The sequence below is a fragment of the Streptomyces sp. MMG1121 genome (assembly GCF_001280015.1).
Lineage (GTDB): Bacteria > Actinomycetota > Actinomycetes > Streptomycetales > Streptomycetaceae > Streptomyces.
This window is the reverse complement of the sequence record NZ_LGDV01000208.1, coordinates 13,305-40,027: the sequence shown is the minus strand read 5'-3', so window position 1 is coordinate 40,027 and position 26,723 is coordinate 13,305. Positions and strand designations below refer to the sequence as shown.

At 69.7% G+C, this 26,723-nt stretch carries 21 protein-coding genes and 1 pseudogene; 10 read left to right on the top strand and 12 right to left on the bottom strand.

What is annotated here, in order from left to right:
• Positions 1 to 570 precede the first annotated feature (570 nt).
• The 5 genes and pseudogenes from ADK64_RS28885 (at position 571) to ADK64_RS28865 (ending at position 8,617) form a co-directional block, all read left to right on the top strand.
• Positions 571 to 4,020 (top strand): ALF repeat-containing protein, encoded by a 3,450-nt coding sequence (locus ADK64_RS28885; RefSeq protein WP_053663596.1) that lies wholly within the window; start codon positions 571 to 573, stop codon positions 4,018 to 4,020.
• 69 nt (positions 4,021 to 4,089) lie between these two features.
• Positions 4,090 to 4,599, top strand: a complete 510-nt coding sequence (locus ADK64_RS28880; RefSeq protein ID WP_078992894.1) for a hypothetical protein — start codon at positions 4,090 to 4,092, stop codon at positions 4,597 to 4,599.
• Positions 4,600 to 4,678: 79 nt separating this feature from the next.
• On the top strand, positions 4,679 to 6,217 hold the full coding sequence (locus ADK64_RS28875) for an FG-GAP-like repeat-containing protein (RefSeq protein ID WP_053663594.1): 1,539 nt from the start codon (positions 4,679 to 4,681) through the stop codon (positions 6,215 to 6,217).
• Between the two features lie 364 nt (positions 6,218 to 6,581).
• Positions 6,582 to 7,641, top strand: a pseudogene (locus ADK64_RS42255) (IS701 family transposase).
• A 214-nt stretch (positions 7,642 to 7,855) separates the two neighbouring features.
• Positions 7,856 to 8,617 carry a dienelactone hydrolase family protein gene (locus tag ADK64_RS28865; protein WP_078992893.1) on the top strand — a complete coding sequence of 254 codons (762 nt, stop codon included), beginning with the start codon at positions 7,856 to 7,858 and terminating at the stop codon, positions 8,615 to 8,617.
• 108 nt (positions 8,618 to 8,725) lie between these two features.
• Here ADK64_RS28865 and ADK64_RS43580 read toward each other — a convergent pair whose 3' ends face one another.
• Both ADK64_RS43580 and ADK64_RS47605 read right to left on the bottom strand, forming a co-directional pair.
• On the bottom strand, positions 8,726 to 9,052 hold the full coding sequence (locus tag ADK64_RS43580) for a transposase (protein ID WP_420713049.1): 327 nt from the start codon (positions 9,050 to 9,052) through the stop codon (positions 8,726 to 8,728).
• A gap of 14 nt (positions 9,053 to 9,066) precedes the next feature.
• Complete coding sequence (locus ADK64_RS47605) at positions 9,067 to 9,297, bottom strand: hypothetical protein (RefSeq protein ID WP_234384738.1); 231 nt, start codon at positions 9,295 to 9,297, stop codon at positions 9,067 to 9,069.
• Positions 9,298 to 9,489: 192 nt separating this feature from the next.
• On the opposite strand from ADK64_RS47605, the gene ADK64_RS28850 reads away from it, so the two are divergent.
• Complete coding sequence (locus ADK64_RS28850) at positions 9,490 to 10,047, top strand: hypothetical protein (protein ID WP_053663590.1); 558 nt, start codon at positions 9,490 to 9,492, stop codon at positions 10,045 to 10,047.
• Here ADK64_RS28850 and ADK64_RS28845 read toward each other — a convergent pair.
• From ADK64_RS28845 to ADK64_RS28815, 7 genes are all read right to left on the bottom strand, one after another.
• On the bottom strand, positions 9,989 to 10,789 hold the full coding sequence (locus ADK64_RS28845) for an IS5 family transposase (RefSeq protein ID WP_234384737.1): 801 nt from the start codon (positions 10,787 to 10,789) through the stop codon (positions 9,989 to 9,991). The genes ADK64_RS28850 and ADK64_RS28845 overlap by 59 nt on opposite strands.
• A gap of 383 nt (positions 10,790 to 11,172) precedes the next feature.
• Entirely contained in the window at positions 11,173 to 11,493 is a 321-nt protein-coding gene (locus tag ADK64_RS28840) for a DUF4387 domain-containing protein (RefSeq protein ID WP_053663586.1), read from the bottom strand.
• Positions 11,490 to 12,860, bottom strand: coding sequence for an acyclic terpene utilization AtuA family protein (locus tag ADK64_RS28835; protein ID WP_053663585.1), 1,371 nt, complete (start codon positions 12,858 to 12,860; stop codon positions 11,490 to 11,492). The genes ADK64_RS28840 and ADK64_RS28835 overlap by 4 nt, the downstream gene beginning before the upstream one ends.
• A gap of 148 nt (positions 12,861 to 13,008) precedes the next feature.
• The gene (locus tag ADK64_RS28830; RefSeq protein WP_053663583.1) at positions 13,009 to 13,752 is read right to left on the bottom strand and encodes a GntR family transcriptional regulator; all 744 of its coding nucleotides are present in this window, start codon (positions 13,750 to 13,752) and stop codon (positions 13,009 to 13,011) included.
• 18 nt (positions 13,753 to 13,770) lie between these two features.
• Entirely contained in the window at positions 13,771 to 14,907 is a 1,137-nt protein-coding gene (locus ADK64_RS28825) for an ABC transporter ATP-binding protein (RefSeq protein ID WP_053663581.1), read from the bottom strand.
• A complete protein-coding gene (locus ADK64_RS28820; RefSeq protein ID WP_053663579.1) occupies positions 14,900 to 16,645 on the bottom strand; it encodes an ABC transporter permease in 1,746 nt (581 codons plus the stop codon). Before ADK64_RS28820 ends, ADK64_RS28825 begins: the two co-directional genes overlap by 8 nt.
• Before the next feature lie 5 nt (positions 16,646 to 16,650).
• Positions 16,651 to 17,778, bottom strand: a complete 1,128-nt coding sequence (locus tag ADK64_RS28815) for an ABC transporter substrate-binding protein (protein ID WP_053663576.1) — start codon at positions 17,776 to 17,778, stop codon at positions 16,651 to 16,653.
• A 281-nt stretch (positions 17,779 to 18,059) separates the two neighbouring features.
• On the opposite strand from ADK64_RS28815, the gene ADK64_RS28810 reads away from it, so the two are divergent.
• From ADK64_RS28810 to ADK64_RS28795, 4 genes are all read left to right on the top strand, one after another.
• Entirely contained in the window at positions 18,060 to 20,237 is a 2,178-nt protein-coding gene (locus tag ADK64_RS28810) for an MMPL family transporter (protein ID WP_053663575.1), read from the top strand.
• 185 nt (positions 20,238 to 20,422) lie between these two features.
• Positions 20,423 to 20,800 (top strand): hypothetical protein, encoded by a 378-nt coding sequence (locus ADK64_RS28805; protein WP_159046355.1) that lies wholly within the window; start codon positions 20,423 to 20,425, stop codon positions 20,798 to 20,800.
• Positions 20,785 to 21,462, top strand: a complete 678-nt coding sequence (locus ADK64_RS28800; RefSeq protein ID WP_053663571.1) for a response regulator transcription factor — start codon at positions 20,785 to 20,787, stop codon at positions 21,460 to 21,462. Before ADK64_RS28805 ends, ADK64_RS28800 begins: the two co-directional genes overlap by 16 nt.
• Positions 21,443 to 23,020 carry a sensor histidine kinase gene (locus ADK64_RS28795; protein WP_053663569.1) on the top strand — a complete coding sequence of 526 codons (1,578 nt, stop codon included), beginning with the start codon at positions 21,443 to 21,445 and terminating at the stop codon, positions 23,018 to 23,020. Before ADK64_RS28800 ends, ADK64_RS28795 begins: the two co-directional genes overlap by 20 nt.
• A gap of 200 nt (positions 23,021 to 23,220) precedes the next feature.
• On the opposite strand, the gene ADK64_RS28790 is transcribed toward ADK64_RS28795, so the two are convergent.
• From ADK64_RS28790 to ADK64_RS28780, 3 genes are all read right to left on the bottom strand, one after another.
• Positions 23,221 to 24,498, bottom strand: a complete 1,278-nt coding sequence (locus ADK64_RS28790) for an erythromycin esterase family protein (RefSeq protein WP_063789967.1) — start codon at positions 24,496 to 24,498, stop codon at positions 23,221 to 23,223.
• A gap of 515 nt (positions 24,499 to 25,013) precedes the next feature.
• Positions 25,014 to 25,778 carry a response regulator transcription factor gene (locus ADK64_RS28785; RefSeq protein ID WP_053663621.1) on the bottom strand — a complete coding sequence of 255 codons (765 nt, stop codon included), beginning with the start codon at positions 25,776 to 25,778 and terminating at the stop codon, positions 25,014 to 25,016.
• Positions 25,779 to 25,822: 44 nt separating this feature from the next.
• On the bottom strand, positions 25,823 to 26,695 hold the full coding sequence (locus tag ADK64_RS28780) for a sensor histidine kinase (RefSeq protein ID WP_078992897.1): 873 nt from the start codon (positions 26,693 to 26,695) through the stop codon (positions 25,823 to 25,825).
• Positions 26,696 to 26,723 lie beyond the last annotated feature (28 nt).

Sequence of the window (26,723 nt, the reverse complement as noted above, 5' to 3'; positions counted from 1 at the left end):
GCGAGTCCGGCTCCGGCGGGATGCCGGGTTCGGCTGCGTCCACGACCGGCCTCCGCCTACGATCCGTGAGTACGAGTACGTCACCGCCGTTGACGACGACGGCGGGCCGCGGTTCCTGCCCGTGGTCCCGGAGCGGGCCCGCGCCAAGCCCCATCCAGGACATGGCCGATCCTGCAGGGCAACTGCCGTAGCAGCCAACGGTGGTAGTGCGCGTCGCGCGGTCCCAGGGGTGGGGGGAGTTGAAGCGGTGGAGGGCCTCCAGCAGCCGGCTCGGCGGTGTCGTCACACGGTCAGTTCACCACGAACGAGGATCGCGCCACCGAATTACTTCCCCAACTACATGGACGTACCAGACATTTGCGGCTGTGGCGTGTCTCATGGGCAATGCACAGGTTGACGGTTGGTCAAATCCTGTTCCTTTGCGTTACCTTCACAGCAGCATCACCCGCCACGTGCATCACGCACCGCCGTCAGCACCAGGCCGGGTGACCACATGCTCAGCTGGCATGCCCGGCGGTCCGCTGCCGGACATCCCGCACCGCCGTCGGGCGCACACCGATGGGGGATTGCATGGAGACCACGTACTGGAGCAGACGACGCGTCCTGACCGCAATAGGCGCGGCCACCGCGGCGACCGCCCTACCCCTCGCGGCGCCCTCCCGCGCGCTGGCCGCCACCGCCGCCTCGGGCGCACCAGATCTGCCGAGGCTCCCCCAACTGCCCGACACCGGGCGGGCGAAGGCCGTCACCGCGTGGAAGATCGGCGGACGTTCCGTCAAGAGTGCCGCGGCCCAGGCACTGACCGGCTCCGGCGCCGACATCGACCAGTTCCTGTCCCAGGGCCTGGCGCTCGCCACCGCCGAGGACAACCGGTTCGCCCTCCTGAAGGCACTGCCCGCCGCCGGCAAAGGCACGGCTCGTGACGCCTCCACCGCGCTGGACGGCGGTGACGACGCCATCGCCGCCTTCCTGGCCGGCGGATACCAGACCGCCGAGCTGGAGGACCTCCGCGTCACCACCCTGGCCATCCTGAACAGCGGTGGCTCGGCGGTCAGGACCGAGGCGCAGAAGGCCCTCGACGACGGCAGCAGCGACGCCCTGTCCCAGTTCCTACTGAACACCCAGGTCACCGCGCGGCAGGAGGACGAGAGGGTCGCGGTCCTGACCGTCCTCAACTCCGCCTCCCCCGAGGTGAAGGCGTACGCGCAGCGCGCCCTGGACGACGGCACGCCCGCAGCGATCCACTGGTTCCTGACCACCGGCCAGTACATCGCACGTGCGCGGGACCAGGAGAGCGCCACCATCGAGCAGTTGGTGGCGATCGTGGAACGCGAGGGCAAGCGGGCGAAGCTCACCTCCGACCGGGCCGTCGCCGCGTCGGACAAGGCGAAGCAGGCGGCCGCCGAGGCGAAGGCAGCGGCCGAGAAGGCCGCCGCCGAGGCCGACGCGGCCCGCAGCGATGTCGCCAAGTCCGCCGCGGCGGCACGTAAGGCCGCTTCCGCCGCACAGGGCGCCGCCTCCGCTTCCCGCACCGCCATCCAGGCGTCCGCCGCCGCGCACAACGCCGCACGCCGCGCCTCCCTGGCGGCCACCGCCGCCGCCCAGGCCGCGGCCACCGCGGGGCGGGCCGCCTCCGCCGCCTACTCCGCCGCCCTCGCGGCGGCCCAGGACGCCACCAAGGCCAAGGCCGCCCGCGCGGCCGCGGAAGGCGCGCGCAACGCGGCGGCCCAGGCCCGGACCGCGGCCCAGGCCGCCGACGACGCGGCGACCGCCTCCAGCCAGGCGGCGGCCGCCGGATCCGCCGCCGCCGGCGCGGCCCGCGACGCGGCCTCCGCCGCCAACTCCGCCGCCACCGCCGCCCAGTCCGCGGGCGTGGCCCAGGCCGAGGCGGCCGAGGCGAAGGCCGCCGCCGCCGAAGCCGACGCACAGGCCGCCCGCGCCACCCAGGCCGCGTCCACCGCCCAGAACCTGGCCAACACCGCCGCCTCGGCGGCCCGTACCGCCCGCGACGCGGCCAACGACGCCGCCACCCATGCCGACAACGCGGCGAAGGCCGCGGACGACGCGGCGAACTCCGCCGGGCAGGCGGCCGACTTCGCCAAGAAGGCGACCGCGTGGGCCGCCGAGTCGGTCACGGCCGCCGAAGCGGCGGCGAAGGCGGTCGAGAACGCCCAGGCCGTGGAGCAGGCCGCGCGTGACTCCGAGACGCAGAAGCTGGCGGACGACACGGCGCAGTCCGTCGCGGAGGCCCAGGAGATGGCGAAGGCGGAGGCGGCAGACCGGGACGCGGCGCGCAACGCCGCCACCCAGGCCGACGCCCTGGACGCCGCGACCAAGGACCTCATCGGCAAGGCCGAGGCGGCGTACGCCTCCGGTGACACCGCTCAGGCCGTCGCGACGGGCCGCCGAGCGGCGATGAACCTGATCTCCACGACCATCGGGACCTGGAGCCGGGACGCCGCCGACTACGCGCTCTCCGGCGCCGACGAGGACGTCCTGGCCTGGGTCTCCGCCGACCGGCAGATCGCGCAGAACCAGGACGACCGCGAAACGCTCCTCGCCGTGGCCACGGTGTCCACCGCGGCCGTCGCCGACGCCGCCCACACGGCACTGTCCGACAGCGACCCGAAGGCCGTGGGCGCCTTCCTGACCAGCGGCGTCCTGGACGCCGCCGCGGCGGACAACCGGGTCGGCATCCTGCGGATCCTGGCCGCCAAGCCGGGCAAGGCGGTCACGGCGTCGGCGAACGCCGCCCTGAACGACGGCTCGGCCAAGGCCCTGCACGACTTCTTCGCCACCTACGCCGCCAAGGTCATGGAGGACGACCAGGTGGCCGTCCTCACCATCCTCAACACCGCGGGCCCGTACACCAAGGCGGCCGCCCAGGTGGCGCTCGAGGGCCCGTCGTGGATGCGCCGTGACTTCGTCACCACCGTGCACCACCGCACCGCGCAGCTCGATGCCGACTCGGCCGCGCACATAGCCGCCGTGCGCGCCTCCATCGCCCGTGCCGCGAAGCTGGCCCAGGACGCGCAGCAGGACGCCTATACGGCGTCCAAGGCCGCGGCCGATGCGCGCAAGGCCGCGACCGAGGCGGCCGCGTGGGCGGACAAGGCGAAGGCTTCCGCCCAGAAGGCCGCCGACTACGCCACACAGGCGGACACCAACGCGAACGCCGCCGAACAGTCCGCGAAGGACGCGCAAGCCTCCGCGGACAAGGCGAAGAGCGCGGCCGCCTCCGCCCGCAGTGCCGCGCGGCGCGCGAACTACTCCGCGAACCAGGCCGTGGCCTCCGCCGCCGCGGCGGTCCAGTCCGCGAGCCAGGCCCAGGCATCGGCGAACGCCGCTCGCCAGTCCGCCACCGATGCCGGCAAGGACGCGGCAGCCGCGGCCCAGGCCGCTTCCGAGGCCCGCAAGACCGCAGCCGACAAGCGGCAGGCGGAACTCGCCGAAGCCGCGCGCAAGGCCGCGGAGGCGGCGAAGCAGAACCAGCAGAACGGTGTCGACCCGGCCGACAACGGCAATAACGACAAGGTCGACAACCCCGGGGGCTGGGGCAGCAAGGACGACTGGCGGGGCGTCTCGGCGACGCTGAGCGCGATCAGCGCCACCGCCGGTACGGTCGCCGCGATCAGCCTCCTCATTCCGCCGCCCGCCGGTGAGGCGATCGCGGGCGTGGCGGGGACCATCTCGTGGGTCACCGGTATCGGTTCCACCGTGATCACCGGATTCACCGACGGCTTCACCTCGGGCGCTTTCTTCAGCTCGGTCGGCGGTCTCGTGGCGGGTGCCGTCACGGGCGGTTTCGCCCTCGGCAAGATCAAGCTTCCCGGCGCGTCCCAGTTGATCGAGGAGTGGGGCATCGAGGGCCTGAAGAGCAGTGCCGTCACCATCACGCGGCTCGGCCATGAGGTGGTCGGGCCCGCGATCGGCTTCGCCTCGACGGCATGGGACCAGGTCGGCGACACCGTCTCGGGCATCGGCGACGCCATCTCCGACGGCTGGAACTCGCTCTTCTAGTCGCCAGGCCGTCGCGGCCGACGGCCGCGCACCACACGATTCAACGCACCTTCACACAAAGGATCTTGCATGAAACTCGCACGGCGGTTCACAGTCACCGCCGCGGCTGCCGCAGCCTGCGCCGCCGCGCTCGTCGCCGTCACCACCTCCCACGGCAGCGGCTCGCACACCGCCGCTGTGCCGGTCGTCAACGACCAGCCCGGCTACGCGGTCGACGACCTCGGCTACCCCGGCGCCGACAAGATCAAGGCGGCGCAGGGCATCGTCCTCAAGCGCGGCGACGGCCACATCACCCTCGCCGACTGCTCCTCCGGGACCGGTCTGATGGAGGTGTGGTCGCGCAGCAACCAGAAGATCTGCTTCCGCACCACCGGCACCTCCGGCTGGCTCACCCTGGAAATCCCCTCCGTGTACGGGGTGAAGGGCTCGGCCGACCACGCCGCCGACGTCAGTCTCACCGCGGCGGACAACACACAGCAGCAGGTCGAGGTCACGAAGGGCCAGTGGACCGCGGTGGGCGAGTCCGCCGATCCGCAGGCCCGCGAATTCGTCCTCATGGAAATCCGCACCAGCAACTGACCGGCGGTCGCACCTCAGCGACCGATCACCGGGATGCAGCGGCATTTCCGCGACCTCAAAACCTCACCAAGGACCGTTCATGACCAAAAACAACTCACGCGCGGCGTGGAGCGCGACCTTCCTCGCGGCCACGACTGTCGCCGCCGGTCTGGTCGGCGCATCGCCGGCCCCCGCCCTGACGGGCACCGACGCTCAGGACGGCGCCTACGCCTTCACCGCGAAGATCAACGTCGCGGAGCAGCAGGCCTGCTCGGGTGTGCTGGTGGCCCCCCAGTGGGTCCTCACCGCCGCCAGCTGCTTCGCCGACGCGGGCAAGCCCGCTACGGCCGGCAAGCCCACCTACAAGACCACCGTCACGGTGGGCCGTACCGACCTGACCCAGTCCGGCGGGGCGGTGCTGGACGCGGTCGAGCTCGTCCCGCGTACCGACCGCGACCTCGTGATGGTCAAGCTCGCCCACCGTGTCCAGGGCGTCGCCCCGGTCAAGCTCGCCACCACCGGCCCGGCCGCGGGTGAGCAGCTGACGGTCCTGGGCTTCGGCCGTACCAAGACGGAATGGGTGCCGGACAAGCTGCACTCCGCCTCCTTCACCGTCGCCTCCGCGGCCGGCGGCGATGTCACGCTCACCGGCTCCGACCAGGCCGTGGTCTGCCAGGGCGACGGCGGCGGCCCGGCGCTGCGCGTCAGCAACGGAACCCCGGAACTCGTGGCCGTCAACTCCCGTTCCTGGCAGGGTGGTTGCCTGGGCATGGACCCGCAGGAGACCCGCACCGACGCGTTCGACGTCCGGGTCGACGACCTCGCCGACTGGATTCACCAGACCGCCTTCCGGGCCCAGGACGATGTGACCGGCGACGGCATAGCCGACCTCGCCGGCCTCTGGGACGACGGGACCCTGCACCTGTACCCCGGTGACGCGGCCAAGGGGCTGAGCGGTCAGAACATCGCCCAGCTCGGCGGTACCACCTGGAAGACCACGAAGCAGCTCGCCAAGGGCGACTTCACGAACGACGGCATCGCCGACCTCATGGCCGTCTGGGACGACGGCACCCTGCACATCTACAAGGGTGACGGCAAGGGCAAGTTCGCCGACGGAGTCACCGTCACCACCGGGGGCAGCACCTGGGGCACGGTGAAGCAGCTGGCCGCCGGCGACTTCGACGGCGACGGCATCGCCGACCTGATGGCCATCTGGACCGACGGCACCCTGCACTTCTACAAGGGCAAGGGCGACGGACAGCTCGAAGGTCAGGTCAAGGTGAACACGGGCGGTGGCACCTGGGGCACGGTGAAGCAGCTGGCCGCCGGCGACTTCAACGGGGACGGGATCGCCGACCTGATGGCCATCTGGACCGACGGCACCCTGCACCTCTACGGCGGTGACGGCACCGGCCAGGTCGGCGGCCAGGTCGCCGTTCCGGTCGGCGGCAGCACCTGGGGCACCGTGCGCCAGCTGGCCGCCGGCGACTTCAACGGGGACGGGATCGCCGACCTGATGGCCATCTGGGACGACGGCACCCTGCACCTCTACAAGGGCGACGGCAAGGGCGGCATCAACAGCGCCACCACAGTCGCCTATGGCGGCAGCACCTGGAAGACCATGCTGCAGCTCGCCTGAGTCGGCACCCGGTGATCGGCGGACCGGTTCCCCTGAGCGGGGAGCGGGTCCGCCGGTCACCGCTGGACCGGCGCAGGACGGGTGCACGCAGGTTGACCATGAACCACGCCCAGCTCACCACACCAGGTCCTGTCGTCGGACTCCCGCCGTCCGCCCGGAGGGCGGGCCTGGCGGCGTCAGGTACGTGCTCTCGGCGTGCCGGGCCTTGGCCCTCGTACTGTGGACGTACTCGGGCCGGGGCCCGGTGCGGCGAGGGGGCGTGCATGACGCCGCGAGGCAGGCGGAAGTCTGACGACAGGGCCTAGTACTCCAGTCAGAGATCGTGTCCTGAGCTGGTTGTTCTCGTTGTCCGGTCGTGGAGGGGATGACTGAAGTCGAGGGCTGGGCCGAGGAGTTGGAGTCGGTCTTCGCGTTGGTGGCGGGCCGGTTCGGGCGGGCGGATCTGCGGTGGCGGATGCGAGACTACGTCCGTGGCCTGCTGGCGCCGGTGGGCCGCAAGAACGGCTGGCAACTGGCCGAGTACGCCGGACACCGCGACCCTGCTGGGCTGCAGCATCTGCTGAACGGTGCCCGCTGGGACGCCGATGCCGTTCGGGATGACCTGAGGGAGTACGTCGGCGAACGACTGGGTCCGGGCGGAGTGCTGATCATCGATGACACCGGCTTCATCAAGAAGGGCACCACGTCGGCCGGGGTGTCGAGACAGTACACCGGCACCTGGGGAAAGATCGACAACTGCCAGATCGGAGTCTTCGCGGCCTACGCCACCGGCCATGGCAGAGCCCTGGTCGACCGTGAGCTCTACCTGCCCAAGTGCTGGACCAAGGATCGAGAACGGTGCCGGAAAGCGAAGATCCCCGACGAGCGCACCTTCGCGACCAAGGGCGAGCTGGCCAGGGGCGTGGTCCGTCACTGCATCGCCGCGGGCCTGCCTGCCGCATGGGTGACTGCCGATGAGGCTTACGGACAGGACTGGTCCTTCCGCCGCCTGCTCGAGCAGCTCGACGTCGGCTATGTCGTGGCGGTGCCGAAGTCCCAGCAGATCAAGTCCCTGGCCGGCATCTGGCGCATCGACCAGCTCATCGAGGAAGCACCCAACGACGCCTGGCAGCGGCTGTCCTGCGGTGACGGGGCCAAGGGCCCACGCGTCTACGACTGGGCCGCGGCCAAACTGCCCGCCAGCATCATCTTCGACCCGGACCCACCCACCCATCACCGCTGGGTGATGGCCCGCCGCAGCCTGTCCGACCCCAGCGAGCTCGCCATCGCTGTCCTCGCAGCCCGGGCCCAGGACACCGCAAGGGGGGGCGGCAGAAACGACACCACCAGCCTCATCCCCCTCACCGTGGCAGAGATCCGGCGCCTACTGGACACTCTTCTGCCCCACCCCAGACCCCACCAGGACCGACGACTCCACACACTGAACTGGTCCCAGTGGCGCAGCCACCACCAAGCCATCGCCCGCCGTTGCCACTACCGAAGAAGAACCAGCTCAGGACACGATCTCTGACTGGAGTACTAGGGCGTGTATCGGAAGTGGTTGGGGGTGGGGGTGAGTCGGCAAATGGCTCGGGTTAGCCTGAGGGAGCCTGCGGCCAGGCTGCGGAATCTCTTTGCTGCTCGTCTGGGGGGACAACCATGTCGGATCTTGTGTCGGTTTCTGCTCGTTGGACGCGCTTGTCTGAGGGGCCGGACGTCTATGCGGCCACGCCACTGGCGCAGGAGCCTCGGGCGACCGTGGTGGTTGGCATGGAACTGTTCGGTGTTACACCCTGGGTGGAGAAGGTGTGCGAGCGGCTGGCAGCAGCCGGTTACTTGGCGATCGCCCCGGACTTCTACTGGCGTCAGTCACGCCGCGACGAACTCGGCTACGACGATGCCGGGCGCAAGGAGGGTTTCCGGCTGCTCGGTCATCTGACACGCAAGGGTGTCGCGGACGATACCGAAGCGTCCCTCGCGGCTGGTGCGGAATTGGGTGCCGGGGCTGGCCGCGCGTTCGTCGGGTTCTCCCTTGGTGGTCACCTCGGTGTCCTCGCGGCCACGCGTCTGCCGCTGGACGTGGTCGTCAGCTGCTACGGCGGTTGGACCCTGGACGGCGGGATTCCGCTGGCCGAGCCGGAACCGCCTCTGACTCCCCAGGGCGCGGCATCGGTGGCCGCACACGGCGCGATGCTGCTCGGTCTCGTGGGTGGACAGGACTTCCTGATCTCCATGGTCGAGTGGCAGCGTATGGGGCAGCGTCTTGAGCAGGCCGGTGTGCGTCATGAGCTGATCGACTATCCGGCTGCCCAGCATGGCTTTCTGTGTGAGGACCGTCCCGAGAGCTACGACGCGGACGCGTCTGGCGACGCCTGGAAGCGCATCCTTAAGGCCCTGGCCCAGCTGCCTCACCAGGGCTGATCACAGCCACTCGTTGATGGCTGCTACGAGGGCGGTGGCCTCGTAGCGGACCGCGAGTTTGTCGTACCTCGTGGCTATCGCGCGGTGCCTCTTGAGCCTGTTGATCCCTCACTCGACCGCGTGGCGTTCGCGGTAGTCGATCTTGTCGAACTTCGGTGGACGACCGCCGCGAGAGCCGCGCTCTCGTCGGTTACGCGCCTGGTCGGCCTTGTCCGGAATGGTGCAGCGGATACCCCGCCAGCACAGATACGCGCGGTTCTTGCGGGACGCGTACGCCTTGTCGGCGCGGACCCGGTCCGGGCGGGTGCGGGGCCTGCCCGGACCCAGCCGGGCCACACGGATCTTCTTCAGGACGGGCTCGAACTGCGGGGAGTCCCCGCACTGTCCGGCGGTGATCACTATGGCCATCGGCTTCTGCCCTTGTTCGACGGCCAGGTGCAGCTTGGTGGTCAGACCGCCGCGCGAACGGCCCAGACCGTGGTCGTCAGGCTCGATGCCGATCCCACCAGGCGGTTCCTTTTGCAGAGCCCCCTTTTGCGTGCCCCGGCGGCATGCTGGTGGGCCCGACAGACAGTGGAATCGACGTTGATGTCCCAGGTGATGAGCCCCTTGTCATCGGCCTGGGCCTGCAGTGCGGCGAAGATCCGCTGCCACGTGCCGTCCTGATACATCGAGAGCATGCGTGCCAAGCTGAAGCGCCTGGTCCGCCGCGGCATTCTCACCGAGACCGAGCCCGACCTATTCACCCTCACCAAGCACACACCGGAGGCTAAGAAGCCGTATGTCAACCGAACGCGATCCCTTGATTCCTCCTGGTCAGGCATGGTTTCGCTCGGGTTGAGGGAGGCATCGCGACGTCTTGTGTCCGCTTCATGGTCGAGGGGTGCGCGGTGGCGTCGGTGCTGGGAATGCTGGAGGAGCGAGAGGCGGCTGCTCGTGTGCGGGTGGAGGGCTTGCGGGAGGAAGTCGCGCGGTTGGCTGAGGTGTTGGAGGCCGCGGAGATGGAGCTGGACCGGCGGGTGATCGCGCGGGAGGAACTGCTCGAGGCCCTGGCAGTTTCTGCGGCCGAGTCCACTGCCGTGACCACGACCGAGGCGGAGGAGGAAGCGGCGCCGTCGCTCGCGCCGGTGCCGGGCTCGACGGTGCCGCCCTGGCGGGAAGGACTGCCGGTGACGGTTCTGGCGCCGGACTATCAGCGGATTCTGGGCGTGCTGGAACAGCAGCGGTCCACGGGTGACGGCCCGCTTCGAGCCAAGGAGATCGCGGTGGAGCTGGGCCTTGACGCGACGCCGGCGAAGGTCGAGGGGCTGCGGTCGAAAGCCCGGCGCCTGGCGGAGCGCGGGTGGCTTCTCCTGGAGACGTCGGGGGCATTCAGTGCCGGCCGGCGGCCCGTGGCCGTGGCCGTGCCAGACGTCGGCTCATCCGCGTGACCATCGACCACCGGATCATCGCCTCGCTGGTGGCGGGCAGGGTCTCGTAGTCCCGGGCCAGACGGCGGGAGTGCATCAACCACGCGAACGTGCGCTCTGCCACCCACCGCCTCGGCAGCACCACGAAGCCTGTCATGTCGTCGGTGCGCTTGACGATCTCCAAGGTCAGAGCGAGTTTGTCCCTGCACCAGTCGACGAGGCCGCCGGCGTATCCGCCGTCGGCCCAGACGAGGGTGATGTCGCGGTGCAGGCGGCGCAGCCAGGTCAGCAGGCCCGTCGCGGCGTCGCGGTCGCCGATGTTCGCGGCGGTGACCGCGACGACCAGGAGCAGACCGAGGGTGTCGGTCACGATGTGCCGTTTGCGGCCCGGCACCTTCTTCCCGCCGTCGTAGCCGCGTGAGGCGGCCGGCACCGTCGCGGCGGCCCGCACCGACTGCGCGTCGATGATCCCCGCCGTGGGCTCGGCCTCGCGGCCCTCGCCTTCACGGACCATCCCGCGCAGCCGGTCGTGGAACTCGGCGATCAGCCCGTGCTCGCGCCAGCGGCGGAAGAAGGCGTAAACTCGGCCCCAATCGGGGAAGTCCGCGGGCAGCGCCCGCCACGAGATCCCGCCCGCGACCAGATAGCGGACCGCATCCAGCAGCTGCCGGTGGCAGTAGCCCTCGGGCCGTCCGCCCCGCCCCAAAAGCCAGGCCGGCACCGGCAGCAACGGCCGCACGGCCGCCCACTCCGCGTCCGTCATATCCGACGGATACCGGCGCACCCGATCGGGGTGATCGGCCGCGTTGCCGTACACGTGCGCGAGGCAATCGCCAGGCACAGCGGGCGAGTTGAAGTCAACGGGCTCGGGCACGTACAACAACGACAACAGGGCCTCCGGGAACCGCTCGGAATGGGGTCGCACCCCCGAGCTACCAGGAGGCCCTGCCTTCATACGCGTACCGCCGGAAGATCACCCGACCAGGAACGCTGTTCGATCCGTTCCAAGATCGGTTGAGATACGGCTTCTAAACGAGCCGAATCACTCACCGAGCACATTCGGTTGAAGGGATAAACTACAAGCTGAGGCCAGTTTGGGATCGGGGCACACGATCAATGACCTCTGTCGGGACGCGGAAGGCCGGATCAGCCGACCAGCTCGGGGACCTCCAAGTCGACCAGCGGTGCGTACTGCTGACCGCCGTAGCTGTCGCTGTCGGTGAGGTCGCCTTGTCGAACGGGGCGGGGGAATGAGACCTTCACGGCCTGGGCTCGTTCGTGACGGACGATCAGAATGTGCGCCGGGTCCGCTCCGTACAGTTCGGTGAAGAGCTGGCGGGTGAACACCCCTGGCTGGGCGATGCGTTCGAAGGCGGCCCGATCGCCGGCCACGAAGTCGAAGGTGAGCCAGAACGGGCCGGCGTTCTTGGAGCGGATCAGCGTGCACAGGTCGAGTAGCCGAGTCATGCGGTCACCTCTTCGTGGACGGTGGAGAACAGCTCGTACGGGGTCTCGGGGAGGGCGACGTGGTGGAGGGTGAAGCGGTAGAGGGGCCCGCGGTCTGTTTCCGGCGGGGAGAAGGGGTAGGCGACGGTGCCGGCCAGGCCGTCGTAGCTGGAGATGGGCAGATGGGAGGATGTGTGGGCGACGAAGGTCGCCACGGCATGTGCGGTCTCCTGGGTGGGTGCGGTCACCGTGATCAGCATGCCAAGCTCGTGTACGGGATCCGCGCGTTGCGGGTCGTAGGCACCGAGGACGGCGTCCTGGCCGTAGAGGCTGTAGTCGATGGTGACGTCGTCAGGGGCGACGCGGCCCTGGAAGACATCCTGGATCTTGGTGACGAAGTAGTTCTGGGCGAAGGGCAGGAGCTTGGGCAGCTGCTCGATCACGACACGGTCGCGGATGCCGCCGATCGCGATGGTCTGGTAGCCGACCAGCCGGGAGCCTTCGAGCTTGACGGTGTAGGTCTCGGCGGGCAGGTAGCGGGCGCCGGCCACACGGACGCGGCGGTCGTCGAGTGCGGTGTAGGTGGCGTCGGTGGTGTCCAGCGTTCCGGACGGCTCGGCGATCAGGTAAGGGTTGGCGTTCTCGTACAGGGTGTGCGCGGCGACGGAGTGCGGCGTCAGCCGGGAGTCGGGATCGAGCGGCTCGACGTCGAAGTGGTCGTCGCGCAGATGGACGAAGAGGCCGTCGGCGCTGGTCGGGATGGCGCAGGCCGCGCCGCACTCGATGGTCTTCGCGGCGTGCCAGGTCAGACCGGGGTCGGCGCCGTGCATGTGGGGGTAGGCCGCGAACAGTGCCGTGTCGCTGGCGCGTCCGGCCAGCACCACCTGCGCCCCGTCACGGAGGGCCTGTTGGATCGGCTCAACGCCCATCATCGCCACGACGTGGCTGGAGGTGAGGGTTTCCAGATCCAGTTCGGGGGCACCGTCCAGTGGCTGGATCCGGCCCTCGGCGAAGCGCCGGGCGAGGGTGTCGGGGTCCTGGTCGGAGTAGATCCGCACCAGTTTGAAGGTCAGGTGCTCTTGAGCGGCGATCTCGCGGGCCATGTTGGCGACGCGGTCGACGCCTTCGCCGCGGCCGCTGGTTCCGCAAGATCCGATGATGAGCGGCACGTTCAGGCGGTCGCGGGCCTTGAGTAGCAGTCGCAGGTCGCGGGTGACGGCTTCGCGGGACAGCTTGGGCTCTCCGCTGCCCAGGTAGTAGGGGCCGCTGTCGGTGGACCCGGCGTCGCAGGCGATGACGTCGGGCTTCAGGGCCACGCCGCGCGCGAGCGACTCGGCACGGAAGCCCGCGCCGAGGGCCCCGGTGGGGGCGAGGATCTTGAATTGCATGTTTCCTCCCTATTTTTCTTCTTCGTCTTCTTTCCGCTGGCGGACTGTTCCTTGCTAAGCTATTTGCTATAGCAAGACCAATGTGAGGTTTGTATGCCGTGAGCAGCAGCGCACAAAGTCCCTGCTTGGGCGTGCGGAATTCCTCGACTCAGTCGACCGCGGTGTCCGAGAGCGCTTCTCGGGCCTGGTCCCAGCCGACCAACTCGCCGGCGGCGGACAGGGCGTGGGCTCGGGCGAGCTGATCGGCACGGTCGGCATCGCGGGCGTGGAGTGCGCTCAGCAACTCATGGTGCTGGTGGTAGCGCCGCTCCTGCCCGGCCGTACGGCCGGCTGTGACCTGAGCGACGGCGATACTCAGCCGCTCGGAGCGGCTGAAGGCCCGCACCTGCTCCAGGGTTCGGCTCAGCTGCGTGTTGTCGGCGGCCGCCTCGACCTCGCGGTGGAAGTCGCGGACGGCGTTGAAGAGCCGTTCGGTCTGCTCGGCGGACAGGGTGCGTCCGGCGTCACGGTCGGCGCGCAATGTCTCGGCGGCCTCGTCCGCCTCGTCCAGGAGTCGCTGCATGCGGTCCAACTGCTCGGGGGTGGCCTTCTGGGCGGCGAAGCGCGCGGCGACTCCTTCCAGGGCGGCCTCCATGGTGCCGCTCTCGCTGCGGACGAGCGGGGAGACAGCGGCCACGCGCAGAGAGCGCGGTCCGGTGCGCTCGACGAGCTGCTCCTGCTCCAGTCGGCGCAGGGCTTCGCGGACGGGTGTGGGGCTGACGCCGAGGCGTTCGGCCAGTCCGCGCTCGGTGATCTTCTCGCCCCACGGCAGATCGCCTTGGACGATCGCCGCCCGAAGGGCCTGGTAGGCCTGGTCGGACAGGGTCTGCGAGCTGAGTGCGGGAAGCGACATAGGCGTATTTGATATCTGCTACAGCACATTGTCAAACGTGGGCTGGGATGTTGGGGGAGCGAGGCCCTCAGTGGGGAACGGGGCGGGGTCGTCGGTGACGAGGGTGGCGCCCTCGGGGGCGAGGGTCACCTGGACGGTGGCTTCGGGCAGCCGGCGGCGATGGAGCGCCTGCAGTTCGTGGGAGCCGACCCTGACGGTGTAGAGGTAGTGGTCGCCGAGGAACGTGGCGTGGATGATCTCCGCCTGCCAGGTGGGGCCGCCCGGGGCGGCGGGGGTGTCGAGGAGGAGGGCTTCGGGGCGCAGCGCAAGGGTGACCGGTCCAGGTGGCGGCGCGGTGAGTGTGTGGAAAGGCAGGCCGCCAGGCAGGTGAGGGGCTTCCAGAAGCCATGCGGAGCCGTCGAGGTTGCGGGCCGTGCCGGTGATGAAGTTGCAGCGGCCCAGGAATTCGGCGACGAAGCGGTTTCCGGGGCGCTGGTAGACGTCCTCGGGGGTGCCGGCGCGGACGATACGGCCGCCGTTCATGACCAGGATGTGGTCGCTCATGGCGAGTGCCTCGGTCTGGTCGTGGGTGACGAAGACGGTGGTGATGCCGAGGTCGCGCTGCAGCCCGCCGAGCCATTCGCGGGCACGGTCGCGGAGTTTGGCGTCCAGGTTGGAGAACGGCTCGTCCAGCAGCAGTGCGCTGGGGCCGTGGGCGAGGGCGCGGGCCAGGGCGACCCGCTGCTGCTGTCCGCCGGACAGCTCGTGGGGGTAGGCGTCGGCGCGTGGGACGAGTTCGACCAGTTCGAGGACGTCGGTAACGCGTTGCTTCGTCTCAAGCCGCCCGGCTTTGCGGACCCTGAGCGGGAAGGCAACGTTCTCGGCGACGGTCAGGTGCGGCCACAGTGCGCAGGACTGGAAGACCACGCCGAGGTCGCGCCGCTCGGCGGGCAGACTGCGTCCTGTGGCGTCGAATAGTACGCGGTCGCCGTGGGCGATGGTGCCTGCGTCAGGGGTGTGGAACCCGGCGATCGACATGAGCGTGGTGGTCTTGCCGCAGCCACTGGGGCCGAGCAGGGTCACGAAGCGGCCGTCGGGGACGGTGAAGTCGACCTGGTCGAGGACTTTGACGGCCCCGAAGGTCTGGGTCAGCCGGCGGACGGTGATCTCAGGCATGGCGGTGGGCTTTCTTGCGCAGGGTCCAGCCCAGGCCGAGGACCAGGGCGACAGCGACCAGGAGGACTTGGACCAGGGCCAGGGCGGCGACCGGTCCCGGCAGCCCTTTGGCCCAGGTCTGGAGCATGGTGGTGCCCATCAGCTCGGTGCCGGGTTTGGTCAGGAAGACCACCGGGTCGTAGTCGCTGATCAGGGTCACGAACATCAGCACCAGAGCGCTGAGCAACGCGGGCCGAAGCAGGGGCAGGGTGATGCGGCGGGTGGTGGTCCACCAGCCGGCGCCCGAGGCTGCCGATGCCTTGGCCAACTCGGGGCTGAGCCGGGCCAGAGCCGGCGCGAGAACGATGTAGGAGAGGGTCATGTTGCGCACGCACAGCGCGACCAACTCGCCCCACAGGCTGGTGCGGAGCATGGCACCGGGCCAGTCCACGATGAGGAAGAGCCAGAAGAAGCCGACGCCGAAAACGATGCCGGGCGTGGCCCGCGGGTAGACGAGGAGAGCGGGCAGGGTACGCCCCAGCCGGAACCCGGAACGGTGGGCGATCACGGTGGCCAGGGCAACGAGGACGACCGTGGCGAGGCTACCGATCGCGGCCACCGTCAGGCTGTCGGAAATGGCGCGGTGCAGGGTGGGGTCGGTCCAGATTTGCCGCCAGTTGTCGCCTGTCCACAGATGCCAGGGCGCCACCAGGGTGGTCAGGGACGTGACGTTCGACATCAGGGCCAGGCCCAGCAGCGGGATCGCCGAGGTGAGTACGACGAAGGCGGCCGATGCGGCGGCGACCGGCGCGCGCCAGCGGCCAAGGCCGATCGGGTGCGCGGGCGGGGTGGCGCGGGTGCCGGCGGTGTACCGGAGGGAGTGGCGCAGCAGCCGTCCGCGCAACAGCAGGATGCCGGACGCCACCACCAGCAGCAGGATCGCCCCCGCGGAGACGATCGGCGGGTCGGGGACGGGGCTGTTCGACCAGGAGTCGTAGAGGTAGCTGGCGATGAACTGGATGTTCACCGGGCGGCCCAGGAACAGAGGGATGCCGAGCACCTCCAGGCTGAGCGTGAAGATCAGCATGCCGCTGTCAAGCAGCGCGGTGCGCAGCATCGGCACGGTCACCGTGCGCAGTACGAGCAGGGTGCCCCCGCCCGAGGCGCGGACGGCGTCCTCCAGCGTCCCGTCGGCGCCTTCCAGCACTGCTTTGCAGGTCAGATAGGCGATGGGGAGGCTGACCACGGCGCCCAGCGCCGACATGCCGGGGAGCGAGGTGAGATTCCAGACGGGCAGGTGCAGGTCTCTGTGCCAGAGCTGGGTGAGGTAACCGGATGGTCCGTACAGCGACTCCCAGCCGATGATCAGGCCGAGCGGAGGGATGAGCAGCGGTGCGAGCAGCGCGGGGCCGAGAAGGCGTCTCCCCGGGAGGTCGGTTCGGGTGACCAGGACGGCGAAGCCGGCGCCGAGCGCGACGGCGGCCGTGGTGGCGCAGGCGGCGAAGACGAGGGTGTTCAGGGCCGCGGTGCGGAAGGCCGGGTCGGTGAACAACTGCCGGTAGGCGTCCATGCTGAACACGCCGCCGGGCAGGTAGTAGGGCTTGGACAGCACCGAGGTGTAGACCAGGGGCGCCAGCGGTGCCAGGGCCAGAACGGCGACCAGGGCCCAGATCAGGTACTGGCCGGGGGCGGCGGGGGTGAGGCGGCGTCGGGTGCGTTGCTGCGGGGCGGCCCGTGACGGGAGCGTGTCGAGTGTCATGGCGCTCAGCGGCCGAGGGCCTTGTTCCAGTGGTCGGTGATCGTCTTCTGCTCATCGATCACGTCCTGTGACACCGGGACAAGGTAGGTCTTCGCGGCGGGGACGTGCTTGGCCAGTTCCGCGAGGTCCGCGGTGCAGCCGGTGGCGGGCTCGAAGCCGTTCATCGACGCCTCCATCCCGGCGGCGCACATGACCTGCTGGCCCTTCTCGCTGAAGACGAAGTCGAGGAACAGCTGAGCGGAGGCGGGCGAGGCGGCGCCGGAGGTCTGGCTGATCAGGCGCGGGGTCAGCGGGGTGGCATCGCTCATGTACCCGTACTTCAGGAGGCCCTTGTACTGGGGGACGACGGCCTGGGCGATGCCGCTGGACAGCCAGCCGGTCGTGGCGCCGCCCTGGACCAGGTGCTGCAGGCCGTCCAGGCCCTCGTCGAAGGTCTTGGTGTGCGGGCCGAGGGTGTCGAGCTGCTGGTAGACAGTGTCGGCGCCCAGGATGTGGATCAGGCCGTAGACCGCCTCGTACCCGAGCGGATTGTCGGGTGAGTAGCTGACCAGCGGGTTGTGCGACGGATCCGCTTTCACGTGCGCGGTCAGCGAGGCGTAGCTGGTGGGGACTTTCGCTCCGTGGACCAGCTTGGTGTTCCAGGTCACCAGCACCGGGTCGGGCGACATGACGTAGACGCCGCGGCCCTGGTTGGTGAACGCGGGGAACTTGTGCAGACCCTGCGGAATGACGTTGGCGAACAGGCCGTTGTGCTCTCCCTGCAGAACCTGGGGTATCGAGTCGGAGATCAACAGGTCGGCGCTGCGGGCGCTTTGGGCGTGCTCGGACTGGTACTTGCTGAACACCTGGTTGTCCGACAGCTGCGAGTACGCAGGCTTGATCCATGGATAGGCCTTGGTGAACGCGTCCAGCAGAGGCTTCATGACCGCGGCGGGCGTGTTGCCGTAGACGATCAGCCCGGACTCCTTGCGGGAGCCGGTCACCAGGTCGGTGACCGCCGCCTGGGAGGCCGGCGGCGCGGACGAGGCGGCGGTGGAGCCGGTGGCTCCACCGGAAGAACAGCCCGCGAGGGCCGCACCCGCGGTGAGCACGGCGAGCGCCATCCGGAGGGCGGAGCGGGAGATGAATTGCATGGCAACGACCTCTCTCGTATGCTATTTGCTATAGCATTGGCGTGAGCAGGGAAAATGTGAAACGCCAGCAAATGCTGTTTGCTATGGCAGGATCTCAGCACTGTGGTTCCGGAGTGTCAAGCCCAGCGAAACCTGTCCGTCACCGCACTCCAACCTGCCGGAAATGAGGCGCTTGCGCGAGGGCAGCCTGTTAAGCGAATCGAAAGGTTCGGCTTCCTACCTTCGCCATGCGTGAAAGGTCCGCGACTGCGGGCCGCACCCGCTCGTGGAGGTATCCAGTCATGCAACGCTTCGCCGCATTCGTGATGCGGCATCGGATCTGGGTGGCCGTGGCCTGGGTCGCCGTCACCGTCGTCGGGGTGCTCATGGCGCCGCACGTGTCCGGCCGTCTCAAGAGCGGCACCACGATCAGCGCCGCCAGCTATAACGCGAACCAGGCCCTGCAGAAGGAGTACGGCGGGGTCGCCGCCCGGCCCAGCGTGCTGGTGGTCGGCCTGCCGCAGGGCACCACCGTGGACAGCCCGAGGGTGAAGGCCGGCCTGGCAGCCGCGGACAGGGTAGCCGCGTCGGTGCCGCAGGTGCGCGACCTGTCCTACGCCAACACCGGGGACCGCTCTCTGGTCGGCACGGGCGGGACCTCCACCCTGGTGATGGTCTACCCCCCGCATATGGGCGATCCGGTGCCGCAGCAGGTGACGGACGCCATGGGCTCTGCGATCACCCACGCCGTGCCTGGGGCCACCGTTCAGGTGACCGGTGTCGAGCAACTCAGCTCCGGCGGCGGTGCCTCCGGCGGCAGCGTACTGAGTGAGATCCTCGTGGGCATCGGCCTCGCGCTCATCGTTCTGGCCTGGGTCTTCGGATCCGCGCTGGCCGTCCTGCCGCTCATCTCGGCGATCATCTCGGTGCTGACCATGCAACTTGCCATCTGGGGCCTGACCTACGTCACCAGCATCGCGATCAACCCCTCCGTCCAGTTCATCGTCGCCCTGCTGGGCCTTGGCCTCTCCGTCGACTACGCCCTGCTGCTGGTCAACCGCTGGCGCGAGGAACGCGACGCGGGCGCCGACAACAAGATGGCGGTGATCCGCTCACTGCGCAAAGCCGGCCACTCGGTCGCCTTCAGCGCCCTGATCGCCTCCCTGGGCCTGTTCGCCCTCATGGTCGTGCCGGTGTCGTTCCTCCAAGGTGTGGGCATGTCGGGTCTGTTCATCCCGTCCATCGCCGCCCTGGTCGCGCTGACCGTCGTCCCGCTGCTGCTGTCCAGCGCCGGACCGCGCATGGACAGGATCCGACTGCGCAAGCGCAAGAGCACCGGCCCGGGAACGATGTGGACGAACGCCGCGCAGGCGATCGTCAGGCGGCCCAAGCTCGCCGCCGTCGCGGGCGCCGCCATCCTCGGTGCGCTGTGCGCCTTCGGACTGACCATCAACATGAACCAGCCCGCCGTCACATCGCTCTCCCCCGCCGGCCCCGCGCAACAGGGCCTGGTCGCTCTACAGCACGACGGCTTCCCTTCCGGGGTCCTCACCTCGGTTCCGGTCCATCTGCCCGCCGGTACGGACCCCGCCGCCACGGCCGCGACTCTGCGGAGCCTGCCCTTGATGCACGGAGTCCTGGTCGCGGACACCTCCGCCTGGCAGCACAGCGACAACTCAGTGATCATGGGGCTGCCCAAGACGGAGGTCGGCACCTCTCACGCCGGATCCGTCGTGTCCGATCTGCGTGCCGCTGCCCCGCACGACGCCCTGATCGGTGGCGAGGACGTCCAGAACACCGACATCACGCACATCATGTTCCAGTGGCTCCCGGTGCTGCTGGGCGTCGTCGCCCTGGTCACCTTCGTCCTGTTGGCCCGTGGCATGCGCTCGCTGCTGCTTCCCGCCAAGGCCGTCGCTCTCAACGTGCTCTCCGTCGGCGCCGCCTATGGCGCGCTGGTGCTGGTCTGGCAACTGGGCTACGGCTCCAACACACTGTGGGGCATCCCCGCGACCGGATCGATCAGCCCCCTGGTGCCGATGCTGCTGTTCGGCTTCCTCTTCGGCGTCTCGATGGACTACGAGGTGTTCATCCTGGCCCGAGTCCGCGAGGCCTTCGACCGCACCGGGGACACCGACGGGGCCGTGGTCGAAGGCATTTCCCGCACCGGACGGCTGGTCACCAGCGCGGCGCTGATTCTCTTCCTGGCGCTGCTCTCGCTGTCCTCCGCTCCCGACGTGACCATCAAGATGATGGCCACCGGCATGGCCGCAGGTGTCCTCATCGACGCCGTGGTGGTGCGCACCCTGCTCACCCCCGCCCTGGTGGTGCTGTTCGGCAGGGCCAACTGGTACCTGCCCGCCTGGGCCGCGAAGGCCCTGCGGATCAAGCCCGCGGCTTCCGTCGACCATACGGACCTGGACGACCACGACGACGGCCTCCTCGACCGCGCCGCGACTGTGCCGCCGCTGCGCGCCTGAGCGCACGCGTCCTAATGAACCGCGGACCCCCGGCACTCTCCTGTGATCCGACGCCGGGGTCCGCCGCTCCCAGCAGCTCACCGACCTCATGCCGCGAGAGGCACCCCGGGCACTGTCGCGACGCGGCACCAGTGCCCGGGGGCCGTGCCTTGCGGCCTGCCGCTCCCGGACCGAAGGCCCCGAGCATGAAACTGCGTCGTACTCCAGTGATAATCGCCGCCGCTCTCGCAGCGGCTGGCGCAAGCACCGCCGGTATCTCCGACATCCTGGTCACCGGCACCGTGCAGCAGCGCATCGCTCACGCCGTGCGCCACAAGCTCCACCCCAGCGGAGCGGTCACCTTCCGGCTCACCGACGCCCTGGCCGGCCTGGACACGCTCACCGCCACCTTCGTGGCAGGACTTCCCGCCGCAGCCCGACTGACCTCAGCCCGCCCCGACCACACCGGCCTCGCCCTCCACCTCGCCATCCCCCCAACCAGCAAGCTGATCGCCTTGCCGGGCGGCCCCGGGACGCAGGCCCCGCGGACACCGCTCAGGCTTGAACCATGCGCATCCTCGTGATCGAAGACGACGACGCTCTCGGCGCCTCCTTGACCTGGGGGCTGCGTGCCGAGGGCTACGCCGTCGTACTGGCCCCCGACGGCAACGAAGGCCTCTGGCAAGCCACCGAGCACGGCTTCGACCTGATCATCCTCGACGTCATGCTCCCCGGCCTCGACGGCTACCAGATCTGCTCTCGACTGCGGGAAGCCGGGAACTGGACGCCCATCCTCATGCTCACCGCCATGGACGCTGACCTCGACCAGGCGGAAGGCCTGGATCTGGGCGCGGACGACTACCTCACCAAGCCCTTCGCCTATCCGGTCCTGCTGGCCCACATCCGCTCTCTGCTGCGGCGCGCCGCCGCACCGCGCCCCGCTCTGCTCACGGCCGGCGATCTGACCCTGGATCCGGCCACCCGCACGGTCCGGCGGGCCGGTCGAGTCATCGCCCTCACGCCGGGTGAACTCTCCGTGCTGGAGTATCTGCTGCGCGCGCACGGGCGCGCGGTGCCCAAGGCCGAATTGCTGGAACACTGCTGGGACACGGTCGCGGAGACCGACCCCGCCGTCGTCGAGGTCCGTATCCACCACCTGCGCCGGAAGGTCGACCAGCCTTTCACTCACCGCATCATCGAGACGGTCCGAGGATCGGGGTACCGCATTGACCCGCACCGCCCCTAGCCGCTCCCTGCGCCTGCGACTGACCGCCCTGGCCACCCTCGCCATCACCGTCACCGTGGCCCTGGCCACCGCGGTGCTGGTCTTCAGCGTCGTCCACGCCGTCCGCAGCAACGTCACCACCACACTCAACGCCTACGCCGACAGCGTCTCCCGCTCCAGCACGGACGGAACCTGGCCCCGGCCGCTTGCCCCCGCGCCCGGCGGACTCGGGGCCTGGGCCCAGGTGGTCGACGGCTCCGGCACCGTCGTCGCCTCCACCGCGAACGTCGCCGGCCAATCCGCCCGCTACACGCTGCCCACCGGCAGCACCACCCCGCAGCGCACCGCGGCCGCCGAGCAGGCCGACGAACGCGTCATCGCCCAGCGCCACGTCTCCGGACACACACCCATCGTGATCTACGTCGGCGGCTCCACCGAGCTGCTCTCCCTGCTGACCAGCGACATCCAGGGCCATCTGCTCTACGTCCTCCCGCTGGGCCTGGTCGGCGCGGTGGGCGTGTCCTGGCTGCTGATCGGACGCACCCTGCGCCCGGTCGAACGTATCCGCGCGGAAGCCGCCGAGATCACCGCGAGCGACCTCCACCGCCGCATCCCCGAACCCGCCAGCGACGACGAGATCGGGCGCCTCGCCCGCACCCTCAACACTATGCTGGCCCGGCTGGAGGCCTCCGCAGGACGCCAGCGCCGGTTCGTCGCCGACGCTTCCCATGAGCTGCGTACCCCTCTCACCGCCGTCCGCACGTCCTTGGAGGTCGGCCTCGCCCACCCCGACCATGCGCCCTGGCCCGAACTCGCCCAGCGCGCCGTCGCTGAGACCACACGGCTGCAACGCCTGGTCGACCAACTCCTGCTGCTGGCCCGCGCCGACGACGACACCCTCCTCACCCGCCTGGAACCCCTCGACCTCGCCGCCCTCGCCGCGGCGGCGATCGACGCCACGCCCGCCCACATCCCAGTCGATCTGCACGCCCCGGACCCGGTCCCACTCCTCGGCGATCCGGACCAGCTCACCCGGCTGATCCGCAACCTCCTGGACAACGCGGACCGCTACGCCCGCCAACACGTCACAGTCACCGTCAAAACTGAAGACCCGGCCACCGCCGCCCTCGTGGTCGCCGACGACGGCCCGGGCATCCCACCCGAAGACCGGACACGAGCTTTCGACCGCTTCGTCCGCCTCCAAAGCGCCCGCGGCCGCCAAGCGGGCCAATCCGCCGGAGCCGGGCTCGGTTTGTCCATCGCCAAAGACATCGCCACAGCCCACGGCGGCACCCTCAGCGTCACCGCCACCCAGTCCGGGGAAGCCCCCAACGGCCCTGGCGCCGCTTTCACCCTCCGGCTACCCACGGGTACAGATCCCGCTCCCGTGCACCAGCCTGCCCCCACGCTCCCAACTCCGACAAGTGAGCCGGGTCGCCACTCCCAGCACCGACGCCACCGCGCACCCCTCGACCATGAAGCGGACACGAGACGTCGCGATGCCTCCCTCAACCCGAGCGAAACCATGCCTGACCAGGAGGAATCAAGGGATCACGTTCGGTTGAGATACGGCTTCTAACCCAAGCTGAAAAACCGGGGTCCGCAGAACGCTTTGTAATAAGGGAGTTGAGGTCTTCAGCGAGGTCTTGGTAGGCCCGGTTGGCTTCATCGCGAGTTGCGTATCCCGCGTTCGGTATAGGCAGCGCCGAGCCCGCCGCTTTGGGCCGTAGACAGGCGGGGCCTTGGTCCGGAGGCCCCGCCTGCTCGGGTTCAGGCCGGTCAGAAGCGCACTGTGCGGTCCCGGGTGACCGTCGGGACGGCGATCACGGCATCGAACGCCTCAGGGACTGGGGTACTCAGATGGGAGCTCTGGAACCGGATCCCGTTGAGCAATGGTGCTCCCTGGGCGTCGCGCGGTGTGCGGCGCAGGTCGGTCAAGGTGATCCGGTCGGCGAGTCCGGCGTCGGTGAGGGCGGCCTCGACACTGCCGGGCTCAGCAGGCTCAAGGTGGGCTTCGGAGAGGGTGAAGCCGACCGCGACACTGTGGTCGGGGTACATCTCCGGCACATGGTCGGCGGTGTGGACGAGGGCCACGGTGCGGTAGTCCTGGCCGAGCATCCGCTGCAGGTGCTGGCCCATCGGGAGCGTGGTGAGTCCGCCGGCGAACTCCAAAGAAAACGCCGTCTTGTGGATGTGGTTGTTGTGCGCCGCGAGAACGATCCGGGTCCCCGGTCCGGCGTGGTCCAGGTGCCAGCGCACGGATTCGGCCATGTAGATCTCGCGTACCGACAGGTCCGCTGCCAGGCCCCGCCCGGACATCAGGGCGTTCATCGCCTGGAACATGTAGTCGGTGTGGCAGGCCGCTTCCACTCGGCGCCGGGCGATGTCGAAGCGGCTCTGACTGCTGCGGGAGACGTAGAGCGGTTCGGCGGCGCGCAGCCGCAGCAACAGCCGCGCCAGTGTGGCGGTCAGTTCGTTCTGCTCGGCGGCCGGAAGGCCGGCCCACGCAGGACCGGCCGCAGCGCCGGAGCCGCAGCCCTTGAGGAACCGGTCACTCACCTCCAGGACCGTATCGACGAGGCGGAGCGCGTCGGGGTCCACCTCGCGCACGTAGTCGGCCACCGGCTCCAGGGCAGGCCGTAGCGCCCCGCCGGCCTCGGGGACGTCGATGCCGGCGAAACGCAACGGGTGCTTGCTGGTGCGGTTGTGGTGGCGCAGCCAGTGCATGAGGTCCGCGGCGCCCCACTCGGCGGCGGCCCGGCTCACTGTCGCCAGGTCGCCGTCGTCCCCCTCACCTTGCAGCCACCGGTCGAGCGGAAAGGCTTCGCTGAAGCCGAACTCCATGGCAAAAACGGTGAATCCGCAGCGTTCGGCGAGAAAGCGCAGCACCCGCTGGCGTGCGCGGGAGAACTCTTCGACGAAGTGGGCGCCCTCGCCGATCGCGACAACGCGGGCATCGCCGATGATCTCCCGGAGCCCTTCGAGGTCGTCGAGGGGCTGCTGCGGATCAAGGGTGGCCAGGGGGGTGGAGTGTTCGCGAAACCAATCGGCGAGCACGGTTTGGGCTGAAGGCTTAACAGGCACAGCTGTAGCTCATTTCTCGGCTTGGAGTTCAGGACACAGCGGCTCGTCCGCATGCGGCGGACAAGCGACGTGACGATGCGCAGACGCAACCGGCGCCGGGCCACTGGGCCAACGGCGCGCCGCATCTGTCGACGAACCCCGTCAGAGAAAGTTGCTGAAGATTGCCATGATCGAAAACTAGCACCGGGTGTCGTACACGCGCATGCGAATATTCCGGCGCTTGATCGCTGGGCGGGGGGTGCCCCTGGAGGGCTTATGCGAATTGATTCCTGTTACGGGGGTTGGTGTTGGGCCGGGTCCGCTGGCTCTGGGGTTCGGTGCCGGGTTACGGGCGCGGCTGGGTGAACAGGAGAGGTCGGTCTCGGTGAGTACGGCCAGCCGACCATCCGAGCTCCCCTTCCAAGTGGTGAAAAGCACCTATCGAGTCACATAACGCCCTCTGAGAAGAGGACTGGCGGGCGTCGATGCTGTGTGCTGGGGAAGGGGTGTCATTCGGCTGTGGAGCTGCCGGGGGTGACCAGGCCCGTCTCGTACGCGAGGACGACGGCCTGGGCGCGGTCGCGCAGGGCGAGCTTGGCGAAGATCCTGGCCACGTGGGTCTTCACCGTGGCCTCGCTGAGGGTAAGGGCTTCGGCGAGTTCGGTGTTCGACAGGCCCCGGCCCATCAGGGCCAGCACCTCGCGTTCACGAGGGGTCAGCGCGGCCAGGTCGCGGTGGATCGAGGCAGTGCCGGCCGTGGTCGACGCAGTGGCGGGGTGGCGCGCTGGGCCAGCCTGGTCGGCCTCGTGGGTGGTCGCGTAGCGCTCGACCAGACGGCGGGTGATCGAGGGGGCGAGCAGCGCGTCGCCCGTGTTCACGAGTCGCACGGCTGCGGCGAGATGGGCGGCGGTGACGTCCTTGAGCAGGAAGCCGCTCGCCCCGGCGGCGAGCGCCGCGTAGACGTAGCGGTCGAGGTCGAACGTGGTAAGCATGAGGACCCGGCAGTGCGGGAGCAGCCGCAGGACGCGCTTGGCGGCTTGCAGCCCGTCCAGGTGGGGCATCCGGATGTCCATCAGGAGGACGTCCGGGCGTAGCCGTTCGGCTTCAGCGATGGCCTGCACGCCATCTGCGGCCTCGCCGATGACTTCGATGCCGCGCGAGGTGAGAATAAGGCGGAAGCCGGTTCGGATGAGCTCCTCGTCGTCGGCGATGAGGACGCGCGGGACGGCGGTTTCCCCTCTCGGGTTCGCTCCCGGCTCCCGGGTGTTCGGGATCCGGTTCGGGGCGTGGGGGACGCGGCGGTCGGCGGCGGGCTGGGTCACGGGCGCTCCAGAGGGATGCGTGCGCGGACACGGTACCCGCCGCCGACGCGGCGTCGGGCGTCGAAGTGGCCTCCGTAGACGGCGACCCGCTCGCGCAGACCGATCAGGCCGTGTCCCGCTCCGTCGTTCCGGCGCAGGTGGCCACCGGATCGGGCTCCCGTACTCGCGGGACCAGCGGACAGCACGCTCGGCCCGCTGTTGAGCACCTCGACCCGCAGGCCGTGGTCCGCATAGCGCACCATCACGGTCGCCGTGCCGCCGTCGCCGTACTTGAGCGCGTTGGTCAGCGCCTCCTGCACGATCCGGTAGGCGGTGACGTCGATGCCGGGCGGCAACGGGCGGGGTTCCCCGGAGATGCGCACCTCGACCGGGAGGCCGGCAAAGGCGATCCGGTCGACCAGGACGCCCAGTTGGCTCAGGCTCGGCTGGGGTGCGAGTGCGGAGGGGTCGCCCTCGCCGGCGCGTTCGCTCCGGTCGTCGTCGCCGTCCGGCGACGGTGCCAACAGGCCCAGCAGGTGCCGCAGTTCTGTCATCGCGTCGCGTCCGGCACCCTCCACGGCCTGCAGCGCGGTCTCCGCCGCGTCCGGCAGGGTGGCGAGCACCTCGCGGGCTGCGGTCGCCTGTACGACCATCAGGCTGACCTTGTGGCTGACGATGTCGTGCAACTCCCGGGCAATGCGAGAACGTTCGGCGGCCACCGCCGTGCGGGCGGCGGCCTCCCGCTCGCGTTCCAGCAGCCAGCGCCGGTCCTCCAGGATCTTGCGGCAGCGGCGGTGAGCGCGCGCCAGCAGCAGGGTGGCGCCCCCGGTCGCCGCCAGGCTCACGGTCGTGAGGGCGATGAGCAGCAGGCCCGTCTCCGATCTCCACATGTCGTCCATCGTGCCAGCCGGCCGAGGA

Coding starts and splice junctions, on each gene's coding strand:
- ADK64_RS28885 (WP_053663596.1), top strand. CDS start 571: ATGGAGACCACGTACTGGAGCAGACGACGCGTCCTGACCGCAATAGGC.
- ADK64_RS28880 (WP_078992894.1), top strand. CDS start 4,090: ATGAAACTCGCACGGCGGTTCACAGTCACCGCCGCGGCTGCCGCAGCC.
- ADK64_RS28875 (WP_053663594.1), top strand. CDS start 4,679: ATGACCAAAAACAACTCACGCGCGGCGTGGAGCGCGACCTTCCTCGCG.
- ADK64_RS28865 (WP_078992893.1), top strand. CDS start 7,856: ATGTCGGATCTTGTGTCGGTTTCTGCTCGTTGGACGCGCTTGTCTGAG.
- ADK64_RS47605 (WP_234384738.1), bottom strand. CDS start 9,297: ATGCTCTCGATGTATCAGGACGGCACGTGGCAGCGGATCTTCGCCGCA.
- ADK64_RS28850 (WP_053663590.1), top strand. CDS start 9,490: ATGGTCGAGGGGTGCGCGGTGGCGTCGGTGCTGGGAATGCTGGAGGAG.
- ADK64_RS28845 (WP_234384737.1), bottom strand. CDS start 10,789: ATGACGGACGCGGAGTGGGCGGCCGTGCGGCCGTTGCTGCCGGTGCCG.
- ADK64_RS28840 (WP_053663586.1), bottom strand. CDS start 11,493: ATGACTCGGCTACTCGACCTGTGCACGCTGATCCGCTCCAAGAACGCC.
- ADK64_RS28835 (WP_053663585.1), bottom strand. CDS start 12,860: ATGCAATTCAAGATCCTCGCCCCCACCGGGGCCCTCGGCGCGGGCTTC.
- ADK64_RS28830 (WP_053663583.1), bottom strand. CDS start 13,752: ATGTCGCTTCCCGCACTCAGCTCGCAGACCCTGTCCGACCAGGCCTAC.
- ADK64_RS28825 (WP_053663581.1), bottom strand. CDS start 14,907: ATGCCTGAGATCACCGTCCGCCGGCTGACCCAGACCTTCGGGGCCGTC.
- ADK64_RS28820 (WP_053663579.1), bottom strand. CDS start 16,645: ATGACACTCGACACGCTCCCGTCACGGGCCGCCCCGCAGCAACGCACC.
- ADK64_RS28815 (WP_053663576.1), bottom strand. CDS start 17,778: ATGCAATTCATCTCCCGCTCCGCCCTCCGGATGGCGCTCGCCGTGCTC.
- ADK64_RS28810 (WP_053663575.1), top strand. CDS start 18,060: ATGCAACGCTTCGCCGCATTCGTGATGCGGCATCGGATCTGGGTGGCC.
- ADK64_RS28805 (WP_159046355.1), top strand. CDS start 20,423: ATGAAACTGCGTCGTACTCCAGTGATAATCGCCGCCGCTCTCGCAGCG.
- ADK64_RS28800 (WP_053663571.1), top strand. CDS start 20,785: ATGCGCATCCTCGTGATCGAAGACGACGACGCTCTCGGCGCCTCCTTG.
- ADK64_RS28780 (WP_078992897.1), bottom strand. CDS start 26,695: ATGTGGAGATCGGAGACGGGCCTGCTGCTCATCGCCCTCACGACCGTG.